Origin of the sequence: Microcystis sp. M31BS1 (genome assembly GCF_020245285.1) — a bacterium.
Taxonomy (GTDB): Bacteria; Cyanobacteriota; Cyanobacteriia; order Cyanobacteriales; family Microcystaceae; genus Microcystis; species Microcystis panniformis.
This window is the reverse complement of sequence record NZ_JADBVE010000127.1, coordinates 1-23305: the sequence shown is the minus strand read 5'-3', so window position 1 is coordinate 23305 and position 23305 is coordinate 1. Positions and strand designations below refer to the sequence as shown.

Genomic DNA, 23305 nt, shown 5'->3' with positions numbered 1-23305 from the left:
AGTTATCAGTTATCAGTTATCAGTGATCAGTTATCAGTGATCAGTTATCAGTGATCAGTTATCAGTGATCAGTTATCAGTTATCAGTTATCAGTTATCAGTTATCAGTTATCAGTTATCAGGAGTTAGGAGATAGGAGACGGGAGATTATTTTTATTTATTCTCCCCACTTCCCCACTTCCCCACACCCCACACCCCACACCCCACTTCCCCACACCCTATGCTAGAGGCTTTACAATTTGATTTTATGCGCCATGCGATTGCCGCAGGAATATTAGTTAGTATTGCCTGTGGGATTGTGGGTACTTTGGTAGTAGTTAATCGTGTGGTTTTTATCAGTGGGGGAATCGCTCACGCTGCCTATGGAGGGATAGGAATCGGTTATTTTTTCGGGATTAATCCCCTGGTGGGGGCGATATTTTTTACCTTTTTTTCGGCCTTAGGCATGGGTTTTTTACAGCGTCGTATCCGGGAGAGAGCCGATACTTTAATCGGGGTGATGTGGGCGATTGGTATGGCGATTGGGGTAATTTTTATTGATTTAACCCCCGGTTATAAAGCTGATTTAATGAGTTATCTTTTTGGTAGTATTTTAACTGTACCGAGGGATGATTTATGGATAATGGCGGGCATAGATATATTAATTATCACCTTAGTTAGTATCTTTTATAAAGAGTTGTTAGCCATATCTTTTGATGAAACCTTTGCGATTATTCGTAATATTCCCGTGGAGATAATTTATTTGGGTTTAATGGGAATAACCGCTTTAACTATTGTGGCAGTAATGCAGGTGGTAGGATTAATTATGGTAATTGCTTTGTTAACTATTCCCGCCGCTATCAGTGGACAATTTGTTAAAAATATGAAGGGAATGATGATCCTAGCGATTATTTTAGGAATTGTCTTTACTTTAGTGGGTTTGTGGTTATCCTATAGTTTAAATCTCACCTCAGGGGCGACAATTATTTTAGTGGCAGGATTGGGTTATTTAATCAGTCTTGCTTGGAAACCTTTTATGCTAACTATCACCAGAAAAATATCTAATCTTTAAGGCTCTCCCCTAGTTATGGTGATCAGAAAAAGTTATCTAGGGGAGGGTGAAGGTAATTCACCCCCATATTGCCCCACATTAGTTGTTCTAGAGGGCGATGGGATAGTCCTGCCAATCATAACCCCAAACGCTGCTTTTGGCGGGCTTTATAGGAAGCTAACAGCCAGATAGAGCCAGAAATCAAAGAAGGAGCAAGGACGAAACAAGTGGCCATGGTCACGGGATGTTCCCGGGCCCAGACCCAATAAATCATCACGGCAAAAATCAAGCCACAGTAAGCTAGTCCTAGAAAGGGGATGCCAATAACTAAAATGGCGAATCGAGTCTCTTTATCCATAAAATATCGGGATGACAGCGAAAATTTAGCTGATGGGTTCCGCTTGTCCCTATGTTTACTTATAATCTTCCTTCTGGGATTGCTTGGGGAAAAATAAGGTATTTTTTAGAATTAGGCGCTGATTATTGGGAGGCCTTCCTTGTCGAAAGAAAGATTAGATTTATTATTAGTAGCCAAAAATCTCTGTGATTCCCGTCAACAGGCACAGCGATTAATTCGCGCTGGAGAGGTGAAAGTCAATCACCAAATCATTGATAAACCTGCCACAGAAATCGATCCAGAAGCGGCGATCGAGGTTAAGCAGAAACTGCCCTATTTGTCAAGGGGGGGCGAAAAATTAGCTAAGGCCTTAGAATTATTTGCCATTGATGTCTGCGATCGCATTTGTTTAGATGGCGGCATTTCTACGGGGGGATTTACCGATTGTCTCTTGCAAAAAGGAGCAAAACGGGTTTATGGGGTCGATGTGGGTTATGGACAAGTGGCCTGGAGTTTACGGCAGGATCAACGAGTTATTTTACTAGAAAGAACTAATTTTCGCTATTTAACCCCGGAAAAGTTATACGGACAGGAAAAACCCGCCGATTTAGCAGTTATGGATCTGTCCTTTATTTCTCTGACCAAAGTTTTACCGACCCTGTGGACGCTATTAAATCCACCGCGAGAGGCGATTTTATTGGTCAAACCCCAATTCGAGGTGGGACGGGAAAAAGTCGGTAAAAAAGGGGTAGTTCGCGACCATCAAGACCAAGCAGGGGCAATTTTTCAGGTTTTACAGGCCGCCGAAGTCTTAGGATGGTTCTATCGGGGTTTAACTTGGTCTCCCATTACCGGGCCTGCGGGTAACGTCGAGTATCTTCTCTGGTTATCCACCGATACTGGCCCAGTTAGTCCCAGTTTAGCCGCGATCGCAGAAATCACCCAAGCAGCGATCAAACAGTTTTAAACCAGGTATTTTCTCAAGGAAGTGGGGAGAGGGGGAGATTTTCGGAAAACCCTTGACAAATGGCGAGACTTGCTTTATACTTTATGTATAATGGGAATCCGTGCGCCCATATATATAGGGTTTTTGAGGGAAGATAACAGAGAAAAAAATAGACTCAAAAATCGGGTTGGGTAGGAAGAGGATAAAGGTATGAAGAGGAAAAATTTCTCTCCCCGACAAGCATTAAACAAAGCATTTCTGAGAGTCAAACCGAATCTTTGTCAGGTAGGGAAGTTTCAAGTATTCTTAGATACAAAAACGATGATCGGGGAGTTCAATGTATTGGAAAATGGGAGAGATAACCCGAAAAATTATTGTTAAATCATGTTAAGTCCCGTAGAGACGATTAAAATTCTCGAAAATCATCCCGATCGCACTTTTCCAGCTGGTGAAGTTATTTTTGTCGATGGCACGGAGGGCGAGTTAATGTACGGTATTCTTAGCGGAGAAGTGGAGATGTATATCAAGGAACAATTGATAGAAACTCTAGAAAAAGGGGATGTATTCGGAGCAGGAGCGCTCCTGCATGGGGATAAACTGCGAGAATCCACAGCTATCGCCAAAACTGATTGTAAATTAGCCTGTCTCAATCAACCGCAGTTTTTATTTGCCGTGCAGGAAACCCCCATGTTTGCAATCGAAGTATTAAGAAGTTATTCCGATCGCTTTCGCAAGTTGAAAAAAATCTTCACCAGTGAAGCATAGAGGAGCAAAGGAAAGCCATACCCCGAAAACTATTGACCGAAAATCTCACCGATAGTTAAACGGGAACCATTGACCAAATCCCCACCAGAACGCGGTGGTTTTCCCGATAATTGCACTTCTTTTAATAACAATAAACCCGCTCCCGTCTGCACTACCGGCCCGAAATTTTTCCAGAGAGTCACGATCGATCCCACTTCTCCGCTTAGATGAGAAAGGTCTTTTGTCTGTAATTCTCGAGGCAGTTGCTCCAGATCGTCTAGGGGAATAGTGGCCATCACTTTTAGGGGTTGTCCCCGGAAAGTGGTCAGCGCATTAGGATAAAAACCCCGGACTCGATCATGAATTGTCCGGCCCGAATCTTGCCAGTGGATTAGGTAGTCAGATTTCTGAATTAAAGGGGCATAGGTGGCATCGTCATTATTTTGAGGAATTGGGGTAATTTCTGCTCGATCGAGCTTAGAGAGGGTTTCTAGGAGCAAATCCGCCCCCATTTGCCCTAGGGTTGCTCCCACCTGTTCGGCATTGTCAAAAAGAGCGATCGGGCTGTAGGCTTTCAGTAACATCGGTCCGGTGTCCATGCCCGCATCCATTAACATGGTGGTAATGCCGGTTTCTTTTTCTCCCCTAGCGATGCACCACTGCACGGGGGCTGCTCCCCGATATTTCGGTAAAATTGAGCCATGAACGTTAATACAGCCTAATCGCGGCATCTCTAGAATTTCTGGGGAGAGAATTTGTCCGTAGGCAACCACCACAAAGGCATCCGCTTGCGATTGTCTGAGAAAATCTAAGGTTTTAGCGTTTTTTTTGACACTTTTGGGCTGCCAAACCGGTATTTGCTGTTCTATGGCTATTTGTTTCACCGGTGAGGGGATTAATTGATTACCCCTTCCCCGGCGCTTGTCCGGTTGGGTAACGACGGCAATTATTTCTATATCGGGATTGGCTAATAATTTTTTTAGGGTGGGAACAGCAAAAGTCGGGGTTCCGAAAAAAACAATACGCATGGGAAAGGGGGGATTTTTCAGTTATCAGTGAGCAGTAACCATTAACGACTAACTATGCCAGACCATTGGATTTTTTTGGCTTTTTCCCGACGATAGGAGAAAAAATGCTCCTCTTGTTGATAGGTACAAAAAGGAGCGATCGCAATTTGTTCATCCCTAATTCCTAACTGTTGTAGTTGATGGTAAATCACCCGTCGCACGTCTAAGCGCACTTTTCCTTTTTCCTTGTCAGCAAATAAGGGGGAGGGGGAGAGGTTAAATAAATTCCCTAGAATTTGGTCGGGATTGGTTTCTTGGGGAAATAAACTTAAACCCACTTCTGCGGCAACTTCTCCATCTACTTGATACACTTCCCCGGCAATTGCCGGCCCCAGGGCCAACACTAAGTTATCTAAACAACTACCAGATTTTAATAACTGCTTAACTGCTTTGGCAACTATCCCCTTGGCTGTCCCTCTCCATCCAGAATGAATCGCCACCCCAACACCGGTAGAGCGATCGCCTATTAGTACGGGCGTACAATCAGCACTGGCCACCCAAATCCCTTGACCGGAAGCATCGGTGATAATTCCATCCGCTTCGACAATTTCCGGGTTAGTAATCCCTTGGGGATTTAATAGGCGATCGCCATGTACCTGTTTGACCCGATAAACCGGTACATTTGCCCCCAGAGCAGCCGTAAAAGCTTCCGGGGTTTGGGGGTAATAATGACGGGTAAAAAAGCCGTGGGACCAGTCCTCTAGGAGATTACAGGTAAGATAGGGCAATCCTTGCCATATTTGCCATTGCCACAGAGAAGTCTCGGTTAATCGGACATCGATCGCTACATTGGTCACAGTCTAAGCCTCTCTTGCTTCATTAATACCTCGTTCTTTCCTATCCTAGTTCTGAGCCTGGCAAACGGCAACCGGAAGATTATTTATATCTCCGGTAAAAATCAAAAATTGTTGTTAGGGTTAGGAGTCAGTAGCCAGTAGTCTCCGATCAGAAAAATAGTAGAGGAGGAACAAGAGAGAGAGCTATCGATGAATTAGAGAGATTATCACCGAATAATCCCCTAAAATCGGCTTCCTTAAACTTATTGTATAATTTGAGTAGAAATCTAGAAGCGTTATCGAAAAAAACACAGGAGGATAGGGAGTTTATTATGCGTTTAGCTCCACTTTACCAACAGGATAGAGAACAAGCGATTCAAGAGGGGGTACAGCAGGAAGCATTAAAGTTGGTTATTAGACTTCTTCAACGACGTTTCGGTGAAATACCGCAGAATCTTGAGGAAACCATCCGTAAACTTCCTGTGGAGCGCTTAGAAGACTTAGGACTCGCTTTATTAGAGTTTGACACTTTGACGGATTTAGACAACTGGTTGCACCCGTGAACAATGGCGACCGCATTTTCCATCCTTGATTATTCTTTGGCTTTTTGCTGGTTATCGATCGATCCACTTATGACAATAGAGGCTAGAAGCCTCTGTAGGTAAGGCTTCTAGCCCGCTTGTCCCCCTCTGGGGTGTATTATACTAATGTTAATACACCCCATCATTAATCGATGTCTTAAGCTATTAAGCTGCGGCAGTTAATATGATCGCTACACGAATGAGATCTATAGCCTGTTCACGGGTTATTCTCAGATTAGGATCATGAGAATGTATGATAGAAACTCGATCTGCTTTACTGGCAATTTCTAGTGGTACTGACTCGTCCCAAGGATCTTTCCGATCACTTCTTCCTCCCGGAATTAAATCTCCATCAACACCAAAGGAATGCTTTCCAGATATGTGTGATCTTCCTTCCCTGTTATAAATCACAACGATAACTGATCCTGTAAAACCTTTAAAATCTACTTTTGTTCGAGTGTGAGTCTCCGCTGTAAGTTTTCCATCAGGGGAAACTGTAACGTTAGTCGTCATGGTTCCCCCTGCTACTCGGTTTGTTTGTTCAGCCCGTACAGGTCGAGAATTATTATCATTTCTACCTAATCCTTCAGGAACTTTAACTCCTACAAATGATATATTAAATGCTTGCCAAAAATCATTTTCATCTCTTCCAGAAAAGCAGGTAACTTCTTGCTGAAAAGCGGTTAAATCATTCATCACTTGACCACCATGAGAATGTAAAGCGAAGTCTGTATTAACATGAATTAATTTAACTCGTTTACTATCATTCCAAACACCGCCCCCTTCTATTGATATTCTCCATAAATCGTTACTATCACCAGAACCAGAAAAACCAAAACAAGTTACCTCTTGCTGTCCAGTGATGGGAGAAGGTATTCCGGGATGACTATGTAAGTTTTTTTGCGTTAAAAGATGTTCAAGTCTCAACAGATCACCATCTTTTACGGTTTGAGTCTCATTATCTCTTGGATTGTTAGCATTAACACTTTTAACAATCCAAAAGTCATTATCGTCACCATTAGCACCGTTATTAAAGCAAGTTACTTGTTGCTGTTGTGAACTGTTAGGATGTTTATAATTAAGCGGGTGAGAGTGTAGATGAAAACCTGTTAAAATGTGTCTCATTTTGATTTGACTTCCATATTGAACATCCATGTCTTATACTCCTATTAAGTATGTGTATTTAAAATTAAAGATTACATAGTCGGCTTTCATGAAGTTTGTTTTATAAGTTATATGAAGTCAGAAAAAGACGGGACTTTTCTAAATAATCTTTACAAAAGAATGCTTTTAGCGGATAATGGCGGATAAAGACTTACATCCAACAGTTAAATAAGTATGAATACTCAAGAATTGACTAGCTACCTAGATGAATTGCTATTCTCGAAAACGGGTGAGCATCTAGATAGTCTGCAACTGTCGATTATTAGGGGAGTTTTAAATGGAAAAAAATACGCTGATATTGCCAAAGAATATAATTGTAGTGCTGGTCATGCTAAGGATGAAGCTTATAAACTTTGGCAACTTCTTTCTGATACTTTAGGAGAAGATATTAATAAGTCTAATTTTTGCGCTACAGTTCAAAGAGTAGTCGGTAAAAATAACTATGGTATTGTTGTTAATAGTAGCCAAGTTGACAAACTTAATTTTTGTCCCAGTTCTCCTTCTAACCTAGAAGAAAACGATGATATTATTCCCGATGATCAAATTATGGCTAATGCTATCGAAAAGAAAACTAAAAGGGAAACTATCCCTCGCTTAGTCAAACTAGGATTAACTCCCGAACAAATTGCTGAAGCATTAGATTTGTTAGTACCAGAAGTAAAAAAAATTATCGCCAGTCAATCGGAATAATCAATAATGAATAATGGGGAGCATCTCATTTATGCAAGTGAGTAATTATACTTATCCCTGAAACTGGTTTCTAGCAAGGCTTTCAAAATAGCTTGACATAAAAACCTGATTTAGGGGTTACAAAGGTGAGATGCTCCTGAATAATGAATAATCTCTGTTTTACTTCTGTACTTTATGATTAATCTAGGGCAAAAATAACCAACTGAGGCAATTAACCTTTTTCAAGCTACCGAGTTTAGGTGGTAGTCACTGATAACTGGTAACTGATAACTGATAACTGAAATGACGCGCTTTATTTGGGATAAATTTAGCAAAGACTTCTTAGAAACCCTTCTTTCTCCCTACGGTACAGTAGTTATCAGCAAAGAAGTCACCTCAGAAATTAAAGAAATTGATGTGTATTTTAGTCCTAATACCGAGGCAATTCCCCCTCAGTTAGGATTATTAGGCAGATTATGCCAACATCCTTGTTTATTAGAACCCTATCGCAATGGGATTACCCTTGATGGTATCAATGATTGTCTGTCCAAGCGCTTTGCTATTCGTGAAATCTTCCAGAGAGAAGCAAAGAGAAATAAACAGAGAATATCAGAGGAGGAGATACCTAAGTTGTGGATTCTCACTCCCACAGCTAGTGAGCGCATTTTATCCCTGTTTAAGGCTCAATTACAACCCAATTGGGGAGAAGGGGTTTATTTTCTCCCGGAAGGTTTAGGTACAGCTATTGTCGTCATTCATCAATTACCCGCAATCCCAGAGACATTATGGCTAAGATTATTGGGTAGAGGAGGAACAAGAGAGAGAGCAATTGACGAATTAGCCAGATTATCGCCGAATGCTCCCCTAAAATCGGCTTCTTTAAACTTATTGTATAATCTGAGTAGAAATTTAGAAGCGTTATCGAAAAAAACACAGGAGGATAGGGAGTTTATTATGCGTTTAGCTCCACTTTACCAACAGGATAGAGAACAAGCGGTTCAAGAGGGGGTACAGCAAGGTGTACAGCAGGGTCTTGAACAGGGTAGAATTCAAGAAGCCAATCTTGTTATTAGACTTCTTCAACGACGTTTCGGTGAAATACCGCAAAATCTTGAGGAAACCATCCGTAACCTTCCTGTGGAGCGGTTAGAAGACTTAGGACTCGCTTTATTAGACTTTGACACTTTGACAGATTTAGATAACTGGTTGCATCCGTGAGCAATGGCGATCATCTCATTCATCCTTGATTATTCTATAGTTAAGGGGTCCACATCGATCGCCATACTTACCTTGGGTAAAACTAAGCTTTTCAAAGGACGCAAAAGACCACCGATATCAGCCTTTTCTCCCGATAATTTTAACAGAATTTGCCAGCGATAACGGTTAGCCACGCGCATAATTGTTGCGGGTGCAGGTCCCAAAATATCCCAATCGGAACCGAAATTATTAACACATTCCTCCGCAACATTTTCGGCACTTTTCTGGACTGCTTCCCCATCTAAACCACTAAAGCGAATTAAGACTAAACTGCCGTAGGGAGGATAATTGAAACTCTCTCTGTGCATTAATTCCGTCTCGACAAAACCCTCATAATCGTGGGTTTGCACTGCTCTAATCACGGGATGTTCAGGGGTATAGGTTTGGATAATTACCTTTCCTTCTCTTTCTCCCCTTCCTGCTCTCCCTGCTACTTGGGTGAGGGTTTGAAAAGCGCGTTCGGAGGCGCGATAATCGGAGTGATAAAGTAAACCATCGGCTGCCATTACTCCTACTAAAGTAACTCGATCGATATCTAATCCTTTGGTGAGCATTTGGGTTCCCACTAAAACATCAAACTCACCATCAGTAAATAGTTTTAATAGTTCCCGGGGAGCATTTTTGTTGCGGGTGGTATCACTATCAAAACGCAAGCAGCGCAAATCAGGAAATTCTTTGCTTAATTCTTGGGTGACGCGCTGAGTGCCAGTACCGAAAAATTTTAGATAGGGAGAACCGCATTCAGGACATTGTTTCGGATGGATGCGACCATAGTTGCAGTAGTGACAGCGGAGTAATTCTTGCGCTCCCGGTTCGGTGTGGTGGTAGGAGAGGGAGACATCACAGTGGGGACACTCCAGCACATAACCGCAACTTCGGCAAGATACAAAAGTACTATGACCCCGGCGACTGACGAATAAAATTGCCTGTTCTCCCTTGTCGCGCAGGGTTTCCAGAGATGAACGCAGGGATTGACTAAACAGGGAACGATTGCCTCGCTGCAATTCCCGTCGCATATCGACGATTTCCACCCGCGGTAAGGGGCGATTTTGGATGCGATCGGGCAAAGATAGGTAAAGACGGGGATTAACTTGGGATTCTAGCCATGTTTCTAGGGATGGCGTGGCCGAGCCTAAAATTACGGGACAATGGTTTAATTGAGCGCGCCATTTAGCCACGGTACGCGCGTGATAGGTGGGGAGTAATTGACTTTGTTTAAAGCTGCTATCGTGTTCTTCATCGAGGATAATCATGCCTAGGTGGGGTAAAGGGGCAAAAATCGCCGATCGCGTCCCGATAATGACTTGTGGGGTTCCTGTCAACATCTGTCGCCATGTATCGTATCTTTCTCCTTCCGAGAGGGCGCTATGATAAACATAGACTCGATCGCCAAAACGGGCCACAAAGCGATCGGTTAGTTGCGGTGTTAATCCAATTTCGGGGACTAAAACCAAGGCAGATTTACCCGCTGCTAGGACAGGTGCGATCGCCTGTAGATAGACTTCTGTTTTACCCGATCCCGTCACTCCATGTAAGAGAGCGCTTTCACCACCTTTTAGGGTTTGAATGGCTTCTAAAGCCTGTTTTTGACTAGAAGTGAGTGTTTTTGGTTGATCCCTGCTCATAATCGCCGAGGATAAGCGCAGAAATTCCCGATCCTCAATCACCACATAACCCTTGTCAATGAGCGGTTTAAAATGTTTTGTCCCCGCAAGTTGTGCCAATTCTGGCAGCCACATTTCTCCTCCCTGGTGGCGTAAAATTTCGACAATTTTGCGCTGATTTTCAGTTAAATCAGCAGGAAAGTCGGTTATTAGCAGGGTAATGGCTTTTTTTTGTTTAATATTGGTACTTTTGGGTGCTTCTAGATAGCTTTCCACCCAACCGCGCTTAACTAAGTCTCGGATACCGTAATTGGCATTTTTTACTTTTTCTTGCAGGTATTTCGCCGAATAATCGCCTTCTTTTTGATTTTTTAGCAGGGATAAAATCTGACGGGAGAGGGGAGTACAAAAAACTTCCGCACCGGGGGGAATCGCTTCTGGTTTTAATCTGATGCGACGTTGGGAACTTCGCAGTAAACCCGTAGGTAAAGCGACGCGAACAACGGTGATTAAATCCGTCGCGTAGTATTGGGCGATTTTCGTCAATAACTGCCAATAATTATCGGGGAAAAACCCCTTAGCAATCACATCTTCCACGGGACGAATTTGATTTTCTTCCAGTCCTGCGGGCAAATTTTCGAGAAATCTAAGAGCAATTCCCCCAATTACCTGAGAACCAAAGGGAACGCTTAAAATATCGCCGATTTCTACCGTTAAATCCTGGGGGATACTATAGGTTAATATTTGCTGATCCTCTTGACTATCTCTAGGATAAGGGCGATCAACCAAAACCTCTAACCACAGTTGCCCAGTTGTGGTTAATTGGTAAGGTGTGCGAGGTTCCGCTACAGTCAGGGTAGCACAGCGATCGAGCATGGTTATCAGTTATCAGTTATTAGTTATCAGTTATCAGTGGGGAGCGGGAAGTGGGGAGTAGGAAGTGGGGAGTGGGAAGTGGGGAGAATGGGGTATTTAAATTATAGTTTAAAGCTTGAGGGGAATAAAACCAGTTAATTTTCTCTAAAAACAGTTTAATTATTGCTTTTTTGCCCACAAATTTTGATTTTTAGCCCGTGAAGTCTTCCCAAAAGAATTTTTATCCACCCTTAAGCATTGATAAAGTTAATGATAACTATTGACTATTAGCTATTAAATCGCACCATAGTTAGTCAAAAGGTGAGAATGGTTCTCAATAGAAAAAGCGAAGAATAGTAATAAAAAGCTGATGGCTATCTTGATTGTTAAGAAGCGTGATCTTTACCTAGTCAAATACTAAAAACCTTAGTTAGAGTGTATAAGTGAAAACCCTGAAAGTCTCCCCTATTCACCAGAAAATCTGATTATCTGGTTCAGCGATTTGTAACCATGGACACAGAAGCACCCAATTATATCCCAGAAATGGCCGCCATTAATTAAGAAAACGTTTAAAAAATCTGCTCCCCGAAAATTCAATGTAACAATCAGCCCATTGGGAGAAACTAAGTTTTTCACCGCTATTATAACCCCACTCCATCCATAACTGCTTATGAAAATCTCTAAACTAGCCGCCGATGATAATTTTAATCAAATTATTGCCCTGGAGACAAATCCTTTAGAACTGGACAGCGTGGATTTTGCTGAAAGAACTGACGAAGATCTGACTGAACCTTTACCGGAAACCCTAAAAACCACTCGTGGGAGTAGTGGAACTGGATACGATAAAGGCAGCAATGAAGACACTGTTGGGGCATTTTTTAAAGAAATGGCTCGTTATCCCCTGCTTAGTGCGGAAGAAGAAATTGAATTAGCCTACTCGGTTAAGTTTCTCATGGAAGCGGAAGAAGTACGCCAAAAACTGCAAGAAAATTTACATCGTCCCCCGACGAAAACGGAATGGGCGATCGCTTTAGAATTAGATAATGAACGTCAACTGGAAAACCGTCTTTATCGCGGACGAACAGCTAAACGGAAAATGATTCGTTCTAATTTGCGCTTGGTGGTTTCTATCGCTAAACGCTATTTAAATCGCGGGGTTCCTTTCTTAGATTTAATTCAAGAAGGTGCGATCGGACTCAACCGTGCGGCCGAAAAATTCGATCCCAATAAAGGTTATAAATTCTCTACCTATGCTTATTGGTGGATTCGACAAGCAATCACCCGCACCATTGCTAACGATGCGCGGACAATTCGTTTACCGATTCACATTGTCGAAAAACTCAATAAACTCAAAAAAGCACAGCGCATTCTCAAGCAAGATTTACAGCGCAATCCCAATGAACGGGAACTCGCGGAAGCGTTAGAAATAACTCCCGAACAATTGCGGCAATTATTACAATTGCGTCGTCAATCTCTCTCTTTAAATCATCGTGTGGGGAAAGGAGAAGATACGGAATTAGTGGATCTGTTGGAAGATGATGATCTACAACTTCCCGAAGATAAAATGAATGAGATGATGATGCGTCAAGAAATTTTCGCAGTTTTAAGTGATGTTCTCACGGAACGGGAAAAAGATGTTATCTCCCTCCGTTATGGTTTAGCTACCAGTCAACCCTATACCCTAGAGGAAGTGGGGGGAATGTTCAATTTATCTCGGGAACGAGTACGTCAAATTCAAACTAAAGCGATGCGAAAATTACGTCGTCCTCAAGTCGCGCGTCGTCTGAAAGGATGGTTACATTAATAATTTTTTCTAACTCGTTCTCTCCCCTCTCCTTTTTCTTGGAGAGCTTTTTTTGTCGATATTTAGCTTAAAATTAAGATCAAGCTGATTTTCTCAGTAGATAGTCATAATACCTATGAACCGACATCTCCAACGGAAAGTGAAAACGGGAAAATATCAATCTCCCCAAGAAGTCATCGACTTTGCTTTGCAGTTACTCGATGAATACGAACAAATAACTGATGCAGAATGAAGAGAAGATATTCGGCAAAAAATAGATAAAGCTATCTTTGCATCAGAAAATCATCCTCTCATAGATGGAGAAACTTTTGTCACTGAAATTATTCATCGTTTTCAACTTTTCAACCCATGGGAGATTAATCTAAAATAGGTGGTTATAAGTAGGGAGGCACAATTATTTGTAGGATGGGTTAGCGGTAGCGTAACATGAGCGGGTGTTGGGTTTCATGCTTCAACCCAACCTACGTTCATCTTATATTTAATTCCACCCACCCGCTTATCATAAATAAATATACTAGCTAGTCAGAAGCTGAATATAACAGGCAATTTCTCATCTATTTTTTCTAGTTCTGAATAAAATCAAATTAATTCAATATGTCCAAAAACTTTTGGTTAATTCCCGATAATATCTATTTTCTCAACCATGGTTCCTATGGTGCAACCCCTAAAATAGTCTTGGATTATCAGCAACAATTGCGGGAACGAATGGAAAGACAACCTTTAGCATTTTTGGGGAGAGAATTAGAGGGTTTATTAGATATTGCTAGGCAAAAATTAGCGGATTTAGTGGGAGTAAATAGCGATGATTTAGTCTTTGTTCCCAATGCAACCACAGCAGTGAATGCGGTGTTAAATTCCTTAACTTTTCAGGAAAATGAGGAAATTCTGATCACCGATCAGACCTATAATGCTTGTGCTAATGCAGTTAAACATATAGCTAAAAGATGGGGTTTAAAGGTAATTATCGCTAAAATTCCCTTTCCTGTACAGTCCCCTTTAGAAATTAGTCAAGCAATTTTAGCATCTGTTTCTCCCCGGACAAAATTAGTAGTTTTAGATCATGTCACCAGTCCCACGGCCTTAATTTGGCCAATCGCAGAAATTGTGCAAGAATTAAATAATCGGGGTATTGATACTCTCATCGATGGCGCTCATGCTTTAGGTTTTTTACCCCTTAATATCAGGACAATTAATCCCACCTATTATACTGCTAATTGTCATAAGTGGTTATGTAGTCCCAAGGGGGCTGCTTTTCTCTATGTGCGCGGGGATAAACAGGCAATAATTCGACCTTTAACTATTAGCCATGGAGCAAATTCTCCTCGACAAGATCGTTCCCGTTTTCAGTTAGAATTTGCTTGGATGGGAACCGATGATCCCAGCGCTTATTTATCAGTGCCAAAAGCGATCGAGTTTTTAAATTCTCTCTCTATTGATGGTTTACTGGGTCTGATGGCGAGGAATCGTAATTTGGTTTTAAAAGCCAGAAATTTGCTTTGTCATGCCTTGCAGGTCAATTATCCCTGTCCAGAATCAATGATTGGAGCGATGTCCTCAATTCTAATTCCTAGTTATTCCTGGCCAGCAGAAGATTTATCTAGGCAACTGTGGGAAAAATATCAGATTGAAGTGCCGATAATTCCTTGGGGAGAAGCATCATTAATTGTGAGAATTTCTGCTCACTACTATAATTCGATCGAGCAGTATGAATATTTAGCTGAGGTTTTAAATTACTTGCTATTTAGGCAAAGATAAGCTGGGAGCAGGGAGCATCGGAGCAGGGGAAAAAAATCCATAACTGAGTTTTTAAAGTTGGATTTGGAGTTAATAACGGACTTGCCATGAGAACCGATAATTGGGCTAAAATACTTCTTGGAGCATGGTTTCCTTGAGCATTTCTAAACCCTTTTTCACCCGACGGGAGACGGTAACGACACTAATGCCTAATTGTTCGGCTGTTTCCCGTTGAGTAAGATCTTTAAGGAAGACAAATTCAAGAATATGACGGGTTTTGTCTTCTAATTGAGCCATTGCCTGTTGTAAACGAATGCGATCCTCTTGACACAGTTGAAAGCTGCGATAACGGGGATCGGGAACGATGTCTTTTAAACAAGTATGATTATCTTCATCGTTATTAACCGTCGCATCGAGACTAAGAGGTTCACGGTTTTGGAAAGCCAGTTTTACCTCTTGCCATTCTGCGAGGGAAATATTTAAAGCGAGGGAGATTTCCGTATCGTTGGGTTGACGATTGTAGAGGGACTGGAAATCCCGACGCATATTTGTTGCTTGTCTGCCTAAATCTAACCAACGACGAGGAATACGAACTGTGTAACCTTTATCCCGTAGATAGTGTTGAATTTCGCCGCGAATATAGGGAATAGCGAAGGAACTAAAAGCATGACCTTTGCTGCTGTCAAAACGCTGAACCGCTCGAATTAGTCCCATAGAGCCAACCTGCAATAAATCTTCGTAATTTTCAGGGCATTGATTGACCCAATGATGAGCTTCCCTTCTGACTAATCCTAGGTTTAACTCCATAATTTGATCTCGTAACTTATTATCTCCTGTTTTTTGATATTTTTGAAACAGGGTGAGAGTTTCTAGTTTAAGATTTTCTTTATTTAGGACAGACATAGGGCGTTAACAGACTTAAAAAATCATTGACTATAAAAGCTCACTATTGCAATTGGCTTTGACAAATCCCAATACAGTCTAGATTAGAAGCGGCAAGCAATGGCAACAATGGAACTTACTACGATCTTCATCATACGGTCTTTACATAAAGGCTTGTGTGATTTCACGCGGTCAAGCCAGTATTTAAAGACACAGGTAAGCTAAAACCCAGGTAATTAGGGTTGGCTGAAAAAGTTGTTCCTAGAGGCAGGGTGTGGGGTGTGGGGTGTGAATTTTCCCCCTGAAAAAGCCTTAATCTAACAAGGTTTTTGGATTTATTCAGCAGCCCTATCTAGGGTTTGCGGCAAAAAGTAGGGGCGAAGCATTCGGATAGAAAATCTACGGTTTCAGCGATAGGTTATTGTCCGAATGCTTCGCCCGTACAGGACGCGATCGCCGATCAAGATGTAAGGTTTTTGAGCCACTAGCTTGAAAATCTTGCAGCTGCTTCGCCAAAAAGCCCCAAACCCCATACCTCGTCTATATTTCACATTTATTCAGCCAACCCTATCCAGAAAACTAGAAGTCGAACAAAGGTAAACTCCGATCCTTATTTTTCGGCAATTTCGCCAGTAAACCTAAATGTTCGTAGGCGGCTGCCGTCACCATGCGACCCCGGGGGGTACGATGAAGATAACCTATTTGTAATAAATAAGGCTCATACACCTCCTCAATCGTTTTGGCATCTTCTCCCGTGGCTGCTGCTACTGCTTCCAATCCCACGGGTTTACCTTGAAACTGTTCGATCATCGTCTTTAATACTAATCGATCGGTCCAATCTAAACCCATAGAATCCACATTTAATTGATTTAATCCCTCAGCGGCTAACTGGGGGGTGATCATAGTTTCTCCCTTCACCTGCACATAGTCGCGTACTCGTTTTAATAAACGATTGGCAATGCGTGGAGTTCCCCGACTGCGACGGGCAATTTCGATCGCACCCGCTTCAGTAATGGGAATATTAAATATAGTAGCACTTCTGAGCATAATTGCCGTCAATTCCTCAACTGTATAGAAACGCAGACGTTGAATCATGCCAAAACGATCGCGTAAAGGCGCAGTTAAAGAGCCAACTTTGGTAGTAGCACCGATTAAAGTAAAGGGAGGTAAAGAAATACTGCGAATTTTCGCCGCTTGACCCTTACCAATCGTCACATCTAGGCGATAATCCTCCATCGCTGGGTATAATAACTCCTCCGTCACCCGATTCAGTCGATGAATTTCGTCGATAAAAAGAATATCCCGGGGTTGAAGATTGATCAGGATGCCGGTAATGTCCCGGGGACGCTCTAAAGCGGGGGCGGCAGTAATGCGGCAATTTACTCCCATCTGGGCCGCTAAAATTAAAGCCATGGTGGTTTTGCCTAACCCCGGCGGTCCGTAGAAGAGCAGATGATCGATCGCTTCTTGTCTAGCTTTGGCCGCGGCGATGGTGACTTTTAGATTAGCCTTTAAGTCCTGTTGACCGATATAATCCTCTAGGGATTGCGGACGAATCTGCGCTTCTGCTTTTTCCGTTTCTTCTATAGTGGGATTGGGAGTGAGCAGATTTTCCTCGGCAGCCGGGGTGGAATTATGCGATCGTTTGATGGCCATTGTTACAATCAAGAGTCTAGGATATGTTAGCGAAGCGGATTTTGCCTTGTTTGGATGTCAATAAAGGTCGGGTAGTGAAAGGGGTTAATTTTGTCAATCTTCAGGATGCTGGCGACCCCGTGGAGTTGGCCCGCTTGTATAATCAGGCAGGGGCTGATGAGTTGGTTTTTCTTGATATTACTGCTACCCATGAAGATCGCGACACGATTATTGATGTAGTCTATCGCACGGCGGAACAGGTTTTTATTCCTCTGACAGTGGGTGGGGGCATCCAATCCTTAGAAAATATTAAAAATTTGTTAAGAGCCGGGGCCGATAAAGTCAGCATTAACTCGGCTGCCGTGCGCGAGCCGGAATTGCTCGATCGAGCCAGCGATCGCTTTGGGAAACAGTGCATTGTGGTGGCGATCGATGCTAGACGACGCAAGGATGTGCATAACCCTGGTTGGGAGGTTTATGTTCGGGGTGGACGGGAAAATACGGGTATTGATGCTTTATTATGGGCCCAAGAAGTGGAAAAACGCGGGGCGGGTGAGTTGTTAGTTACCAGTATGGATGCCGACGGCACGCAAGCGGGTTATGATCTGGCCTTGACAAAAGCGATCGCTGAAAGGGTGGAGATTCCTGTGATTGCTTCGGGAGGAGCGGGTAATTGTCAGCATATCTACGAAGCATTGACGGAAGGGCGGGCAGAAGCGGCTTTATTGGCTTCTTTGCTCCATTATGGTCAATTAACCATCGCTGAGGTCAAAAATTATCTGCAAAATCAACAAGTACCCGTGCGTTAGCCGGGGAAAATGAGAGCAAGATTTGCAGAACTTAATCTAGGGATTGAGTCGCTTTTTCGGGAAAAGGATTTCTTTAGGCTGCAAACCAAGAAGAGTAAGGTTTACACCTATTACTGAAAGTCAATGGCTGACGGCTGACAGCCGCGATCGAGCAACGGGCAAAAAATCCGCATTTTAAACTTCCGTCCGATTATCCCCAGGGAAAATTATGTATTAGAATAGAGGAAAGTTAACAAAATTTAAAATATGTTAGTTCCGATTCTCATCTTTGACCTCGGTCTTGTGGCTTGGTCATTGCATCTAATGCAGCAAGCGTTCGACAGGCAAGAGTTTTCCTTGATGCTGGCGGGAACCTTGGTGGCAGCAGCGGCAGCGGCTATGTTAGTAGTTTATTTCCTCATGGGTCACTGTTTAACCTATTTAACCCAAATTTCGGCTCCTGTCTAAATGGGGGCGATTGTTTCACTCTTGTGGATGAGCGATCGTCTTGGCAGTGACAAATTTTTTTCTCGCCCCCCCTTGACAAAATGATTCTATTTAAGCTATATTCAAAAATGGTCTTCGCGGGGTTATAGCTCAGTTGGTAGAGCACCTCAATGGCATTGAGGGGGTCAGCGGTTCGAATCCGCTTAGCTCCATACAGTTAAGATAAGAGTTTCAGGGTTACTGGGGCTAGAAAAGTGGCACGGAGATGGTAGATTGAAAGAGGATTTCTGGTTAGAAAACTCTCTTTTTACATACATCGATACTCTCTCAGGACAAAATTAATAAACCTCTTGCATAATTAATTTTTGAGGGTTCAAAAAAGGCAAAAACAAGGATTAAATTACATAAAATCTGTAAATAGACCGTTTAATTGATTATTATTCATTCTTAATTCTCCTGACTACTGACTACTGACTACTGACTCCTAACCCTAACAACAATTTTTGATTTTTACAAGAGGTCTAATGATAGAGCTTTTTAAGCAACTACCTCGTTGGTTGCGGCTAAGTCTAGTTTTTCCGCTCTTATTTCTCAATGGTTGGTTATTATTCCAATTATTTAGCTATCTAGAACCCTTAGTTAGTATTTTTGTCACTGCTAGTTTACTAGCTTTTGTCCTAGATGTTCCCATCAAACTGCTGCAAAGACGCGGGGTTAATCGCAGTGGTTCGATCGCTATTGTCTTTTTAATTGCCCTATTAATTTTGAGCGTTTTAGGTTTAATTTTAATTCCCCAGATTGTCGAGCAATTAAGCAGTTTAATCAATAGTTTGCCCCAGTGGATCGAGTCGGGAACCGAACAGATACAAAATTTAGAAAAGTGGGATAAAACTCAGAAATATGCGATTTATATCGAGCAATCAATTACCCAGTTATCGGAACGACTAACTAACGTTTTACAAACTCTTAGCACTCAATTACTGAGCTTTGTGCTGGGAACTATCAACAGTATCTTAAACATTCTCTTTGTTCTGGTTCTAACTGTCTTTCTGGTTCTCTATGGCGAACAAATTTGGGAGGGAATTTTAAGCTGGATTCCTGCTCCTTGGAATCTCAAATTAAGAACGATTATTCGTCAAACTTTTGAAACCTATTTTGCCGGTCAAACCATTTTGGCGGGAATTCTCAGCCTTGCTCAAATTTTTGTTTTTGTGATTCTCAAGGTTGATTATGCCCTATTATTCGGGGTGGCAATCGGTCTAACTACATTAATTCCTTTTGCCAGTGCCTTCACCATTATTGGCATTAGTACCCTACTGATGTTTCAAGATTTTTGGTTAGGGTTAAAAGTTTTGACCCTGACTATTATTGTCGGTCAAATTAATGATAATGTCATCGCCCCTCGGTTAATGGGAGGTATGATCGGACTTAATCCCGTCTGGATTATTCTATCTCTTTTTATCGGTGGCAAAGTGGCAGGAATTCTCGGTTTATTGATAGCAGTTCCTATCGCTAGTGTGCTGAAAAGTACCATCGATATCATCCGCTCGCAGCAGCGGGAAAAAGAACCGGTAGTTATCCTAGAAGAAACGGTGAAAAATTCCTCGGAGGAGAGCAAATAATAATAAATCCTGTTTTTTCAGTGAACAGTAAACAGTAAACAGTAATGAGTGAATTGAAAACTCACATCTGCTAACTGATAACTGATAACTGATAACTGTTATGAGCGGCTAATTTCTTCGAGAATAGCCATCGCTTCTGTCACCCTATCCCTAGGGATAAATAAATGATCGTGATAATAACCAGAAATGACATTGACGCTAATTGCTGCTGCGGCCAGTTTCTCGCTAATTACCGCTAAAAATCCCACCGCCGCTAAACTAGAATGCACAGAAAGAGTAATTTGTCTATAAATATATTTGTACTGTAAGTTCTGGCGATCGGCTTGCTGACGGGGAATAATCACCGTTATGCCTTCCTCTTCCTGAAATTGGCAGATAGGGGTTAATTGTAGCTGTTCTAGTCCTGTTGCTGTTAGGGAAGAAAAAACGAATTCTTCGGTATTTAGGACTGGTTTCAGGGATTGGAGCAGAATATCGAGATTAGTTTCGCCTTCCTTTGGTTTTTCTGGCGATTTTTTCGCCGCATCCATACAATGATTGGCAGCAGCGTCAGCCAAACTATTTTTAGCTCGTTCAATCCAGCGCCAGCTAATGCGATCGAATCGGGCAACTAATTGACAAGCACGCTGATAAAAGGGACGTAAACTATCGCTTTTTACCTTCCAGTCTCCCTTAACTTGATTGATGACTAATTGACTGTCTCCGCGAATTTCTAGGCTTTTTAAGCCTAATTCTTGGGCTTTTTCCAATCCAATAATCAATCCCGTGTATTCGGCCTCGTTATTAGTGGCTCTCTCCATATATCTAGTCGTGGTCAAGGAATTACCCTCGGCTAAAACTATTACCGCTGCACCGGCTGCTCTCCCCGGATTGCCGCGAGAACCACCATCAAAATAGAGAATTGCTGAATTATCGGTTTTTTGAGCTTTTTTATCCATAATTTTCGTCAATAAATCTTGTTATCTCCATTTTTATCTCTTTGACAATTCTAGGCGGTAGCGATTCCGGGATCGGCAAAGCGGACAAGGCAACAATAGCAAGATTTTAGCCGATCGCCGCTACCGGGTAACTTTTTTTCTTCAGGTTATTGATAATTATTTGCAGTTGTTGGTTATACTGAGAACATCAGCCTAGAGTTATATTGCTAATAGTTCTCAATTAAAAGCCCCATGAGTATAGACAAATGGCCATCGGAAGGTGAGAAAATCTTCAATCTTAGTGCTTGGGATCCCTGGCAGGTTTACCACCAGATGCAGGCCCTAAACATTGAATGTCAATGCTCGCTCCATCAGCTTTTGCCGGTTCGCATTGATGCCTCCGCTCAACTTTTATAGCTGTGGATTGTCCTGCGACAGGTGGAGGCCTCCCGAGGCTGTTTAATCGCTTGGCTAGAAACCTGTTGGCAGGCATAATCCTTGAGAAAAATTAGCAATCTGAGAGTAAAAAGTGAGAAAGTATGTCAAAATCTGTAACTAGCATGGTTCCCTTTCAAGTGGTCGGTCAATTCCTCGGTTTTGTCCTCAAGGACGGATATAAGGTAAAATACCTGAGAATCAGTGTTGATAAACGAGAATATTGGTTTAAGCCCGAAAAAACACTGCGAGACCACATACCTCTCAATATTGCTCTCCACTCATGGCTAAAAGTGACGGGAGAAAGTAGTCTTTGTTCAAAAAAGGGAAAATTAAAACTGAGGGTACTAGGGATCGAGCATTTATCTGGCGAAAAAACCCCAGAAGTCGCCCCGGCAAAAGCGAAAAAAGCCACCGTCTTAATCTGTCAGAAGTCTGATTGTTGGAAAAATGGCGGTGCGAGAGTTTGCCAAAGGTTGGAGAGTGGTTTAGAGGAAAAAGGACTGGGAGAAGCGGTGAATATTAAATTAACCGGCTGTTTAAAACAGTGCAAAAAAGGCCCGAATCTGGTGGTTATGCCCGATAAAAAGCATTATAATCAGGTAGCTCCCCAAGATGTCCCCTCCCTAATCGAGCGGCATTTTGCCACTTCTGAGCAAGGGAATAGCCTATCAGTCTAACCAGGAATTTAATCGGCGATCGCTATTGACAAACGATCTTTTTTGTGTATCAAAGGGACGAAGTGCCTAAAATTGTAATAAATTAGGGATAGAAAAAGTCAATTCTTGCCGCCGATAATTTATGACTGCTGCCACTGCAACCTTGTTAATTTCTTGTCCTGACCAGATTGGTCTAGTGGCGAAAATCGCTAATTTTATCTACGCTAATGGCGGCAATATTATCCACGCTGACCAACACACGGATTTTTCGGCGGGATTGTTCCTGATGCGGATAGAATGGCAATTAGAAGGGTTTAATTTACCCCGTGGGATGATCGAACCAGCTTTCGCCGCTATTGCCAAACCTTTGCAGGCTAGTTGGTCTTTGCATTTTTCCGATACTGTCCCGCGTCTAGCTATTTGGGTGACAAAACAGGATCATTGTCTCCTCGATTTATTATGGCGACAACACGGGGGAGAAATTAGGGCAGAAATTCCTTTAATTATTAGCAATCATCCAGAATTACACTCAGTTGCCAATCAATTCGGTATTGAGTTTCATCATCTTCCCATTACCGCCGAAACCAAGATTGAACAGGAAGCCAGACAATTAGAGTTACTGCGGGAATACCGGATAGATTTAGTGATTTTAGCTAAATATATGCAGGTTCTCACTCCAGATTTTATTAACTTTTTCCCCAATATTATCAATATTCATCATTCTTTTTTACCGGCTTTTGCCGGAGCTAATCCCTATCAACGGGCTTACGATCGAGGGGTAAAAATTATTGGAGCCACCGCCCATTATATCACTGCCGATCTCGATCAGGGGCCAATTATCGAGCAGGATGTGGTCAGAGTTAGCCATCGCGATACCGTAGGAGATTTAATTCGTCAAGGTAAGGATTTAGAAAGGGTGGTGTTAGCGCGAGCGGTACGTTTACACTTGCAAAATCGCGTTTTGGTTTACGCTAATCGCACGGTAGTGTTCGCTTAAGGTTGCTAGGGTAAGCTCATCTAAAATGGGATAAGATGTACTGGACAAAAAAGACATCATTGCGGGTTAAAAATTAGGAAGTATCGGCGCAATTGACTAAAATAGCAATAGACCAGAGCAGAAGGAAAAATTTATCTATGGCAACCACATCCGAAGATGTATGGCGACTCTTAGCCGAATTAACTGCCGCTCAAAAAGAAACTGACCGACAACTCAAGGAAACTGACAAACAACTCAAAGAACTGGGCAAACAAATTGGGGGACTTGGTGCCAAATTCGGCAGCTTTACCGAAGGACTTGCCCTTCCCTCAATGGAAACGATTCTCAGACAACGCTTTGGTATGGAAGTTGTTAGT

The 23305-nt window shown here is 42.3% G+C and carries 24 protein-coding genes, 1 tRNA gene and 1 pseudogene; 18 read left to right on the top strand and 8 right to left on the bottom strand.

Features of this window, described 5'->3' with window-relative positions; genetic code table 11:
• The first annotated feature begins 64 nt into the window (after positions 1-64).
• Positions 65-226, top strand: coding sequence for a hypothetical protein (locus IM509_RS07285; RefSeq protein ID WP_287716747.1), 162 nt, complete (start codon positions 65-67; stop codon positions 224-226).
• The gene (locus IM509_RS07280; protein ID WP_052275974.1) at positions 220-1050 is read left to right on the top strand and encodes a metal ABC transporter permease; all 831 of its coding nucleotides are present in this window, start codon (positions 220-222) and stop codon (positions 1048-1050) included. The genes IM509_RS07285 and IM509_RS07280 overlap by 7 nt, the downstream gene beginning before the upstream one ends.
• A 115-nt stretch (positions 1051-1165) precedes the next feature.
• Here IM509_RS07280 and IM509_RS07275 read toward each other — a convergent pair whose 3' ends face one another.
• On the bottom strand, positions 1166-1387 hold the full coding sequence (locus IM509_RS07275; protein WP_052275973.1) for a hypothetical protein: 222 nt from the start codon (positions 1385-1387) through the stop codon (positions 1166-1168).
• Positions 1388-1526: 139 nt separating this feature from the next.
• Between IM509_RS07275 and IM509_RS07270 the strand changes: the two genes are divergently transcribed.
• The 3 genes from IM509_RS07270 to IM509_RS07260 all read left to right on the top strand — a co-directional run bounded on the left by IM509_RS07270 (position 1527) and on the right by IM509_RS07260 (position 3077).
• Positions 1527-2333 (top strand): TlyA family RNA methyltransferase, encoded by an 807-nt coding sequence (locus IM509_RS07270; protein ID WP_072926163.1) that lies wholly within the window; start codon positions 1527-1529, stop codon positions 2331-2333.
• Positions 2334-2522: 189 nt separating this feature from the next.
• Entirely contained in the window at positions 2523-2693 is a 171-nt protein-coding gene (locus tag IM509_RS07265; protein WP_052275971.1) for a hypothetical protein, read from the top strand.
• Between the two features lie 3 nt (positions 2694-2696).
• Positions 2697-3077 (top strand): cyclic nucleotide-binding domain-containing protein, encoded by a 381-nt coding sequence (locus tag IM509_RS07260; RefSeq protein WP_002787046.1) that lies wholly within the window; start codon positions 2697-2699, stop codon positions 3075-3077.
• 29 nt (positions 3078-3106) lie between these two features.
• Here IM509_RS07260 and fmt read toward each other — a convergent pair whose 3' ends face one another.
• Entirely contained in the window at positions 3107-4084 is a 978-nt protein-coding gene (fmt, locus tag IM509_RS07255) for a methionyl-tRNA formyltransferase (RefSeq protein WP_052275970.1), read from the bottom strand.
• A 41-nt stretch (positions 4085-4125) separates the two neighbouring features.
• Entirely contained in the window at positions 4126-4920 is a 795-nt protein-coding gene (gene pgeF / locus IM509_RS07250; protein WP_052275969.1) for a peptidoglycan editing factor PgeF, read from the bottom strand.
• Positions 4921-5081: 161 nt separating this feature from the next.
• Between pgeF and IM509_RS07245 the strand changes: the two are divergent.
• Positions 5082-5462 (top strand): annotated as a pseudogene (locus IM509_RS07245) (DUF4351 domain-containing protein); the annotation flags it as partial.
• A 183-nt stretch (positions 5463-5645) separates the two neighbouring features.
• On the opposite strand, the gene IM509_RS07240 reads toward IM509_RS07245, so the two are convergent.
• On the bottom strand, positions 5646-6635 hold the full coding sequence (locus IM509_RS07240) for an MIR domain-containing protein (RefSeq protein WP_002792849.1): 990 nt from the start codon (positions 6633-6635) through the stop codon (positions 5646-5648).
• Between the two features lie 183 nt (positions 6636-6818).
• On the opposite strand from IM509_RS07240, the gene IM509_RS07235 reads away from it, so the two are divergent.
• Both IM509_RS07235 and IM509_RS07230 read left to right on the top strand, forming a co-directional pair.
• On the top strand, positions 6819-7334 hold the full coding sequence (locus IM509_RS07235; protein WP_185237411.1) for a helix-turn-helix domain-containing protein: 516 nt from the start codon (positions 6819-6821) through the stop codon (positions 7332-7334).
• Positions 7335-7616: 282 nt separating this feature from the next.
• Positions 7617-8531 carry a DUF4351 domain-containing protein gene (locus IM509_RS07230; RefSeq protein WP_052275968.1) on the top strand — a complete coding sequence of 305 codons (915 nt, stop codon included), beginning with the start codon at positions 7617-7619 and terminating at the stop codon, positions 8529-8531.
• Positions 8532-8560: 29 nt separating this feature from the next.
• Here the strand turns inward: IM509_RS07230 and priA are convergent, their stop codons facing one another.
• Complete coding sequence (gene priA / locus IM509_RS07225; RefSeq protein WP_185237410.1) at positions 8561-11050, bottom strand: primosomal protein N'; 2490 nt, start codon at positions 11048-11050, stop codon at positions 8561-8563.
• A gap of 649 nt (positions 11051-11699) precedes the next feature.
• On the opposite strand from priA, the gene IM509_RS07220 reads away from it, so the two are divergent.
• Together IM509_RS07220 and IM509_RS07215 are read left to right on the top strand one after the other, a co-directional pair.
• Positions 11700-12833: an RNA polymerase sigma factor, RpoD/SigA family gene (locus IM509_RS07220; protein WP_052275966.1), complete on the top strand. Its 1134-nt coding sequence runs from the start codon at positions 11700-11702 to the stop codon at positions 12831-12833.
• Positions 12834-13427: 594 nt separating this feature from the next.
• Positions 13428-14588 carry an aminotransferase class V-fold PLP-dependent enzyme gene (locus IM509_RS07215; protein WP_185237409.1) on the top strand — a complete coding sequence of 387 codons (1161 nt, stop codon included), beginning with the start codon at positions 13428-13430 and terminating at the stop codon, positions 14586-14588.
• 105 nt (positions 14589-14693) lie between these two features.
• On the opposite strand, the gene IM509_RS07210 is transcribed toward IM509_RS07215, so the two are convergent.
• Positions 14694-15470 (bottom strand): RNA polymerase sigma factor SigF, encoded by a 777-nt coding sequence (locus IM509_RS07210; RefSeq protein WP_052275964.1) that lies wholly within the window; start codon positions 15468-15470, stop codon positions 14694-14696.
• A gap of 558 nt (positions 15471-16028) precedes the next feature.
• The gene (ruvB, locus tag IM509_RS07205) at positions 16029-17105 is read right to left on the bottom strand and encodes a Holliday junction branch migration DNA helicase RuvB (RefSeq protein WP_052275963.1); all 1077 of its coding nucleotides are present in this window, start codon (positions 17103-17105) and stop codon (positions 16029-16031) included.
• 23 nt (positions 17106-17128) lie between these two features.
• On the opposite strand from ruvB, the gene hisF reads away from it, so the two are divergent.
• The 4 genes from hisF to IM509_RS07185 all read left to right on the top strand — a co-directional run bounded on the left by hisF (position 17129) and on the right by IM509_RS07185 (position 19941).
• Positions 17129-17893: an imidazole glycerol phosphate synthase subunit HisF gene (hisF, locus tag IM509_RS07200; protein WP_002764651.1), complete on the top strand. Its 765-nt coding sequence runs from the start codon at positions 17129-17131 to the stop codon at positions 17891-17893.
• A gap of 246 nt (positions 17894-18139) precedes the next feature.
• Entirely contained in the window at positions 18140-18340 is a 201-nt protein-coding gene (locus tag IM509_RS07195) for a hypothetical protein (protein ID WP_002744967.1), read from the top strand.
• Between the two features lie 118 nt (positions 18341-18458).
• Positions 18459-18531, top strand: a tRNA-Ala gene (locus IM509_RS07190).
• Between the two features lie 312 nt (positions 18532-18843).
• The gene (locus IM509_RS07185; protein ID WP_002778288.1) at positions 18844-19941 is read left to right on the top strand and encodes an AI-2E family transporter; all 1098 of its coding nucleotides are present in this window, start codon (positions 18844-18846) and stop codon (positions 19939-19941) included.
• A 98-nt stretch (positions 19942-20039) separates the two neighbouring features.
• Here IM509_RS07185 and IM509_RS07180 read toward each other — a convergent pair whose 3' ends face one another.
• A complete protein-coding gene (locus IM509_RS07180) occupies positions 20040-20879 on the bottom strand; it encodes a reverse transcriptase-like protein (RefSeq protein WP_002759672.1) in 840 nt (279 codons plus the stop codon).
• Between the two features lie 231 nt (positions 20880-21110).
• Between IM509_RS07180 and IM509_RS07175 the strand changes: the two genes are divergently transcribed.
• The 4 genes from IM509_RS07175 to IM509_RS07160 form a co-directional block, all read left to right on the top strand.
• Positions 21111-21275, top strand: a complete 165-nt coding sequence (locus IM509_RS07175) for an Asr1405/Asl0597 family protein (protein ID WP_167341537.1) — start codon at positions 21111-21113, stop codon at positions 21273-21275.
• A 122-nt stretch (positions 21276-21397) separates the two neighbouring features.
• On the top strand, positions 21398-21973 hold the full coding sequence (locus IM509_RS07170) for a (2Fe-2S) ferredoxin domain-containing protein (RefSeq protein WP_052275961.1): 576 nt from the start codon (positions 21398-21400) through the stop codon (positions 21971-21973).
• A gap of 121 nt (positions 21974-22094) precedes the next feature.
• On the top strand, positions 22095-22949 hold the full coding sequence (gene purU, locus IM509_RS07165) for a formyltetrahydrofolate deformylase (protein WP_052275960.1): 855 nt from the start codon (positions 22095-22097) through the stop codon (positions 22947-22949).
• A gap of 137 nt (positions 22950-23086) precedes the next feature.
• Positions 23087-23305: DUF3782 domain-containing protein (locus tag IM509_RS07160; RefSeq protein WP_272079427.1), on the top strand; the 219-nt coding region annotated here is incomplete at its 3' end.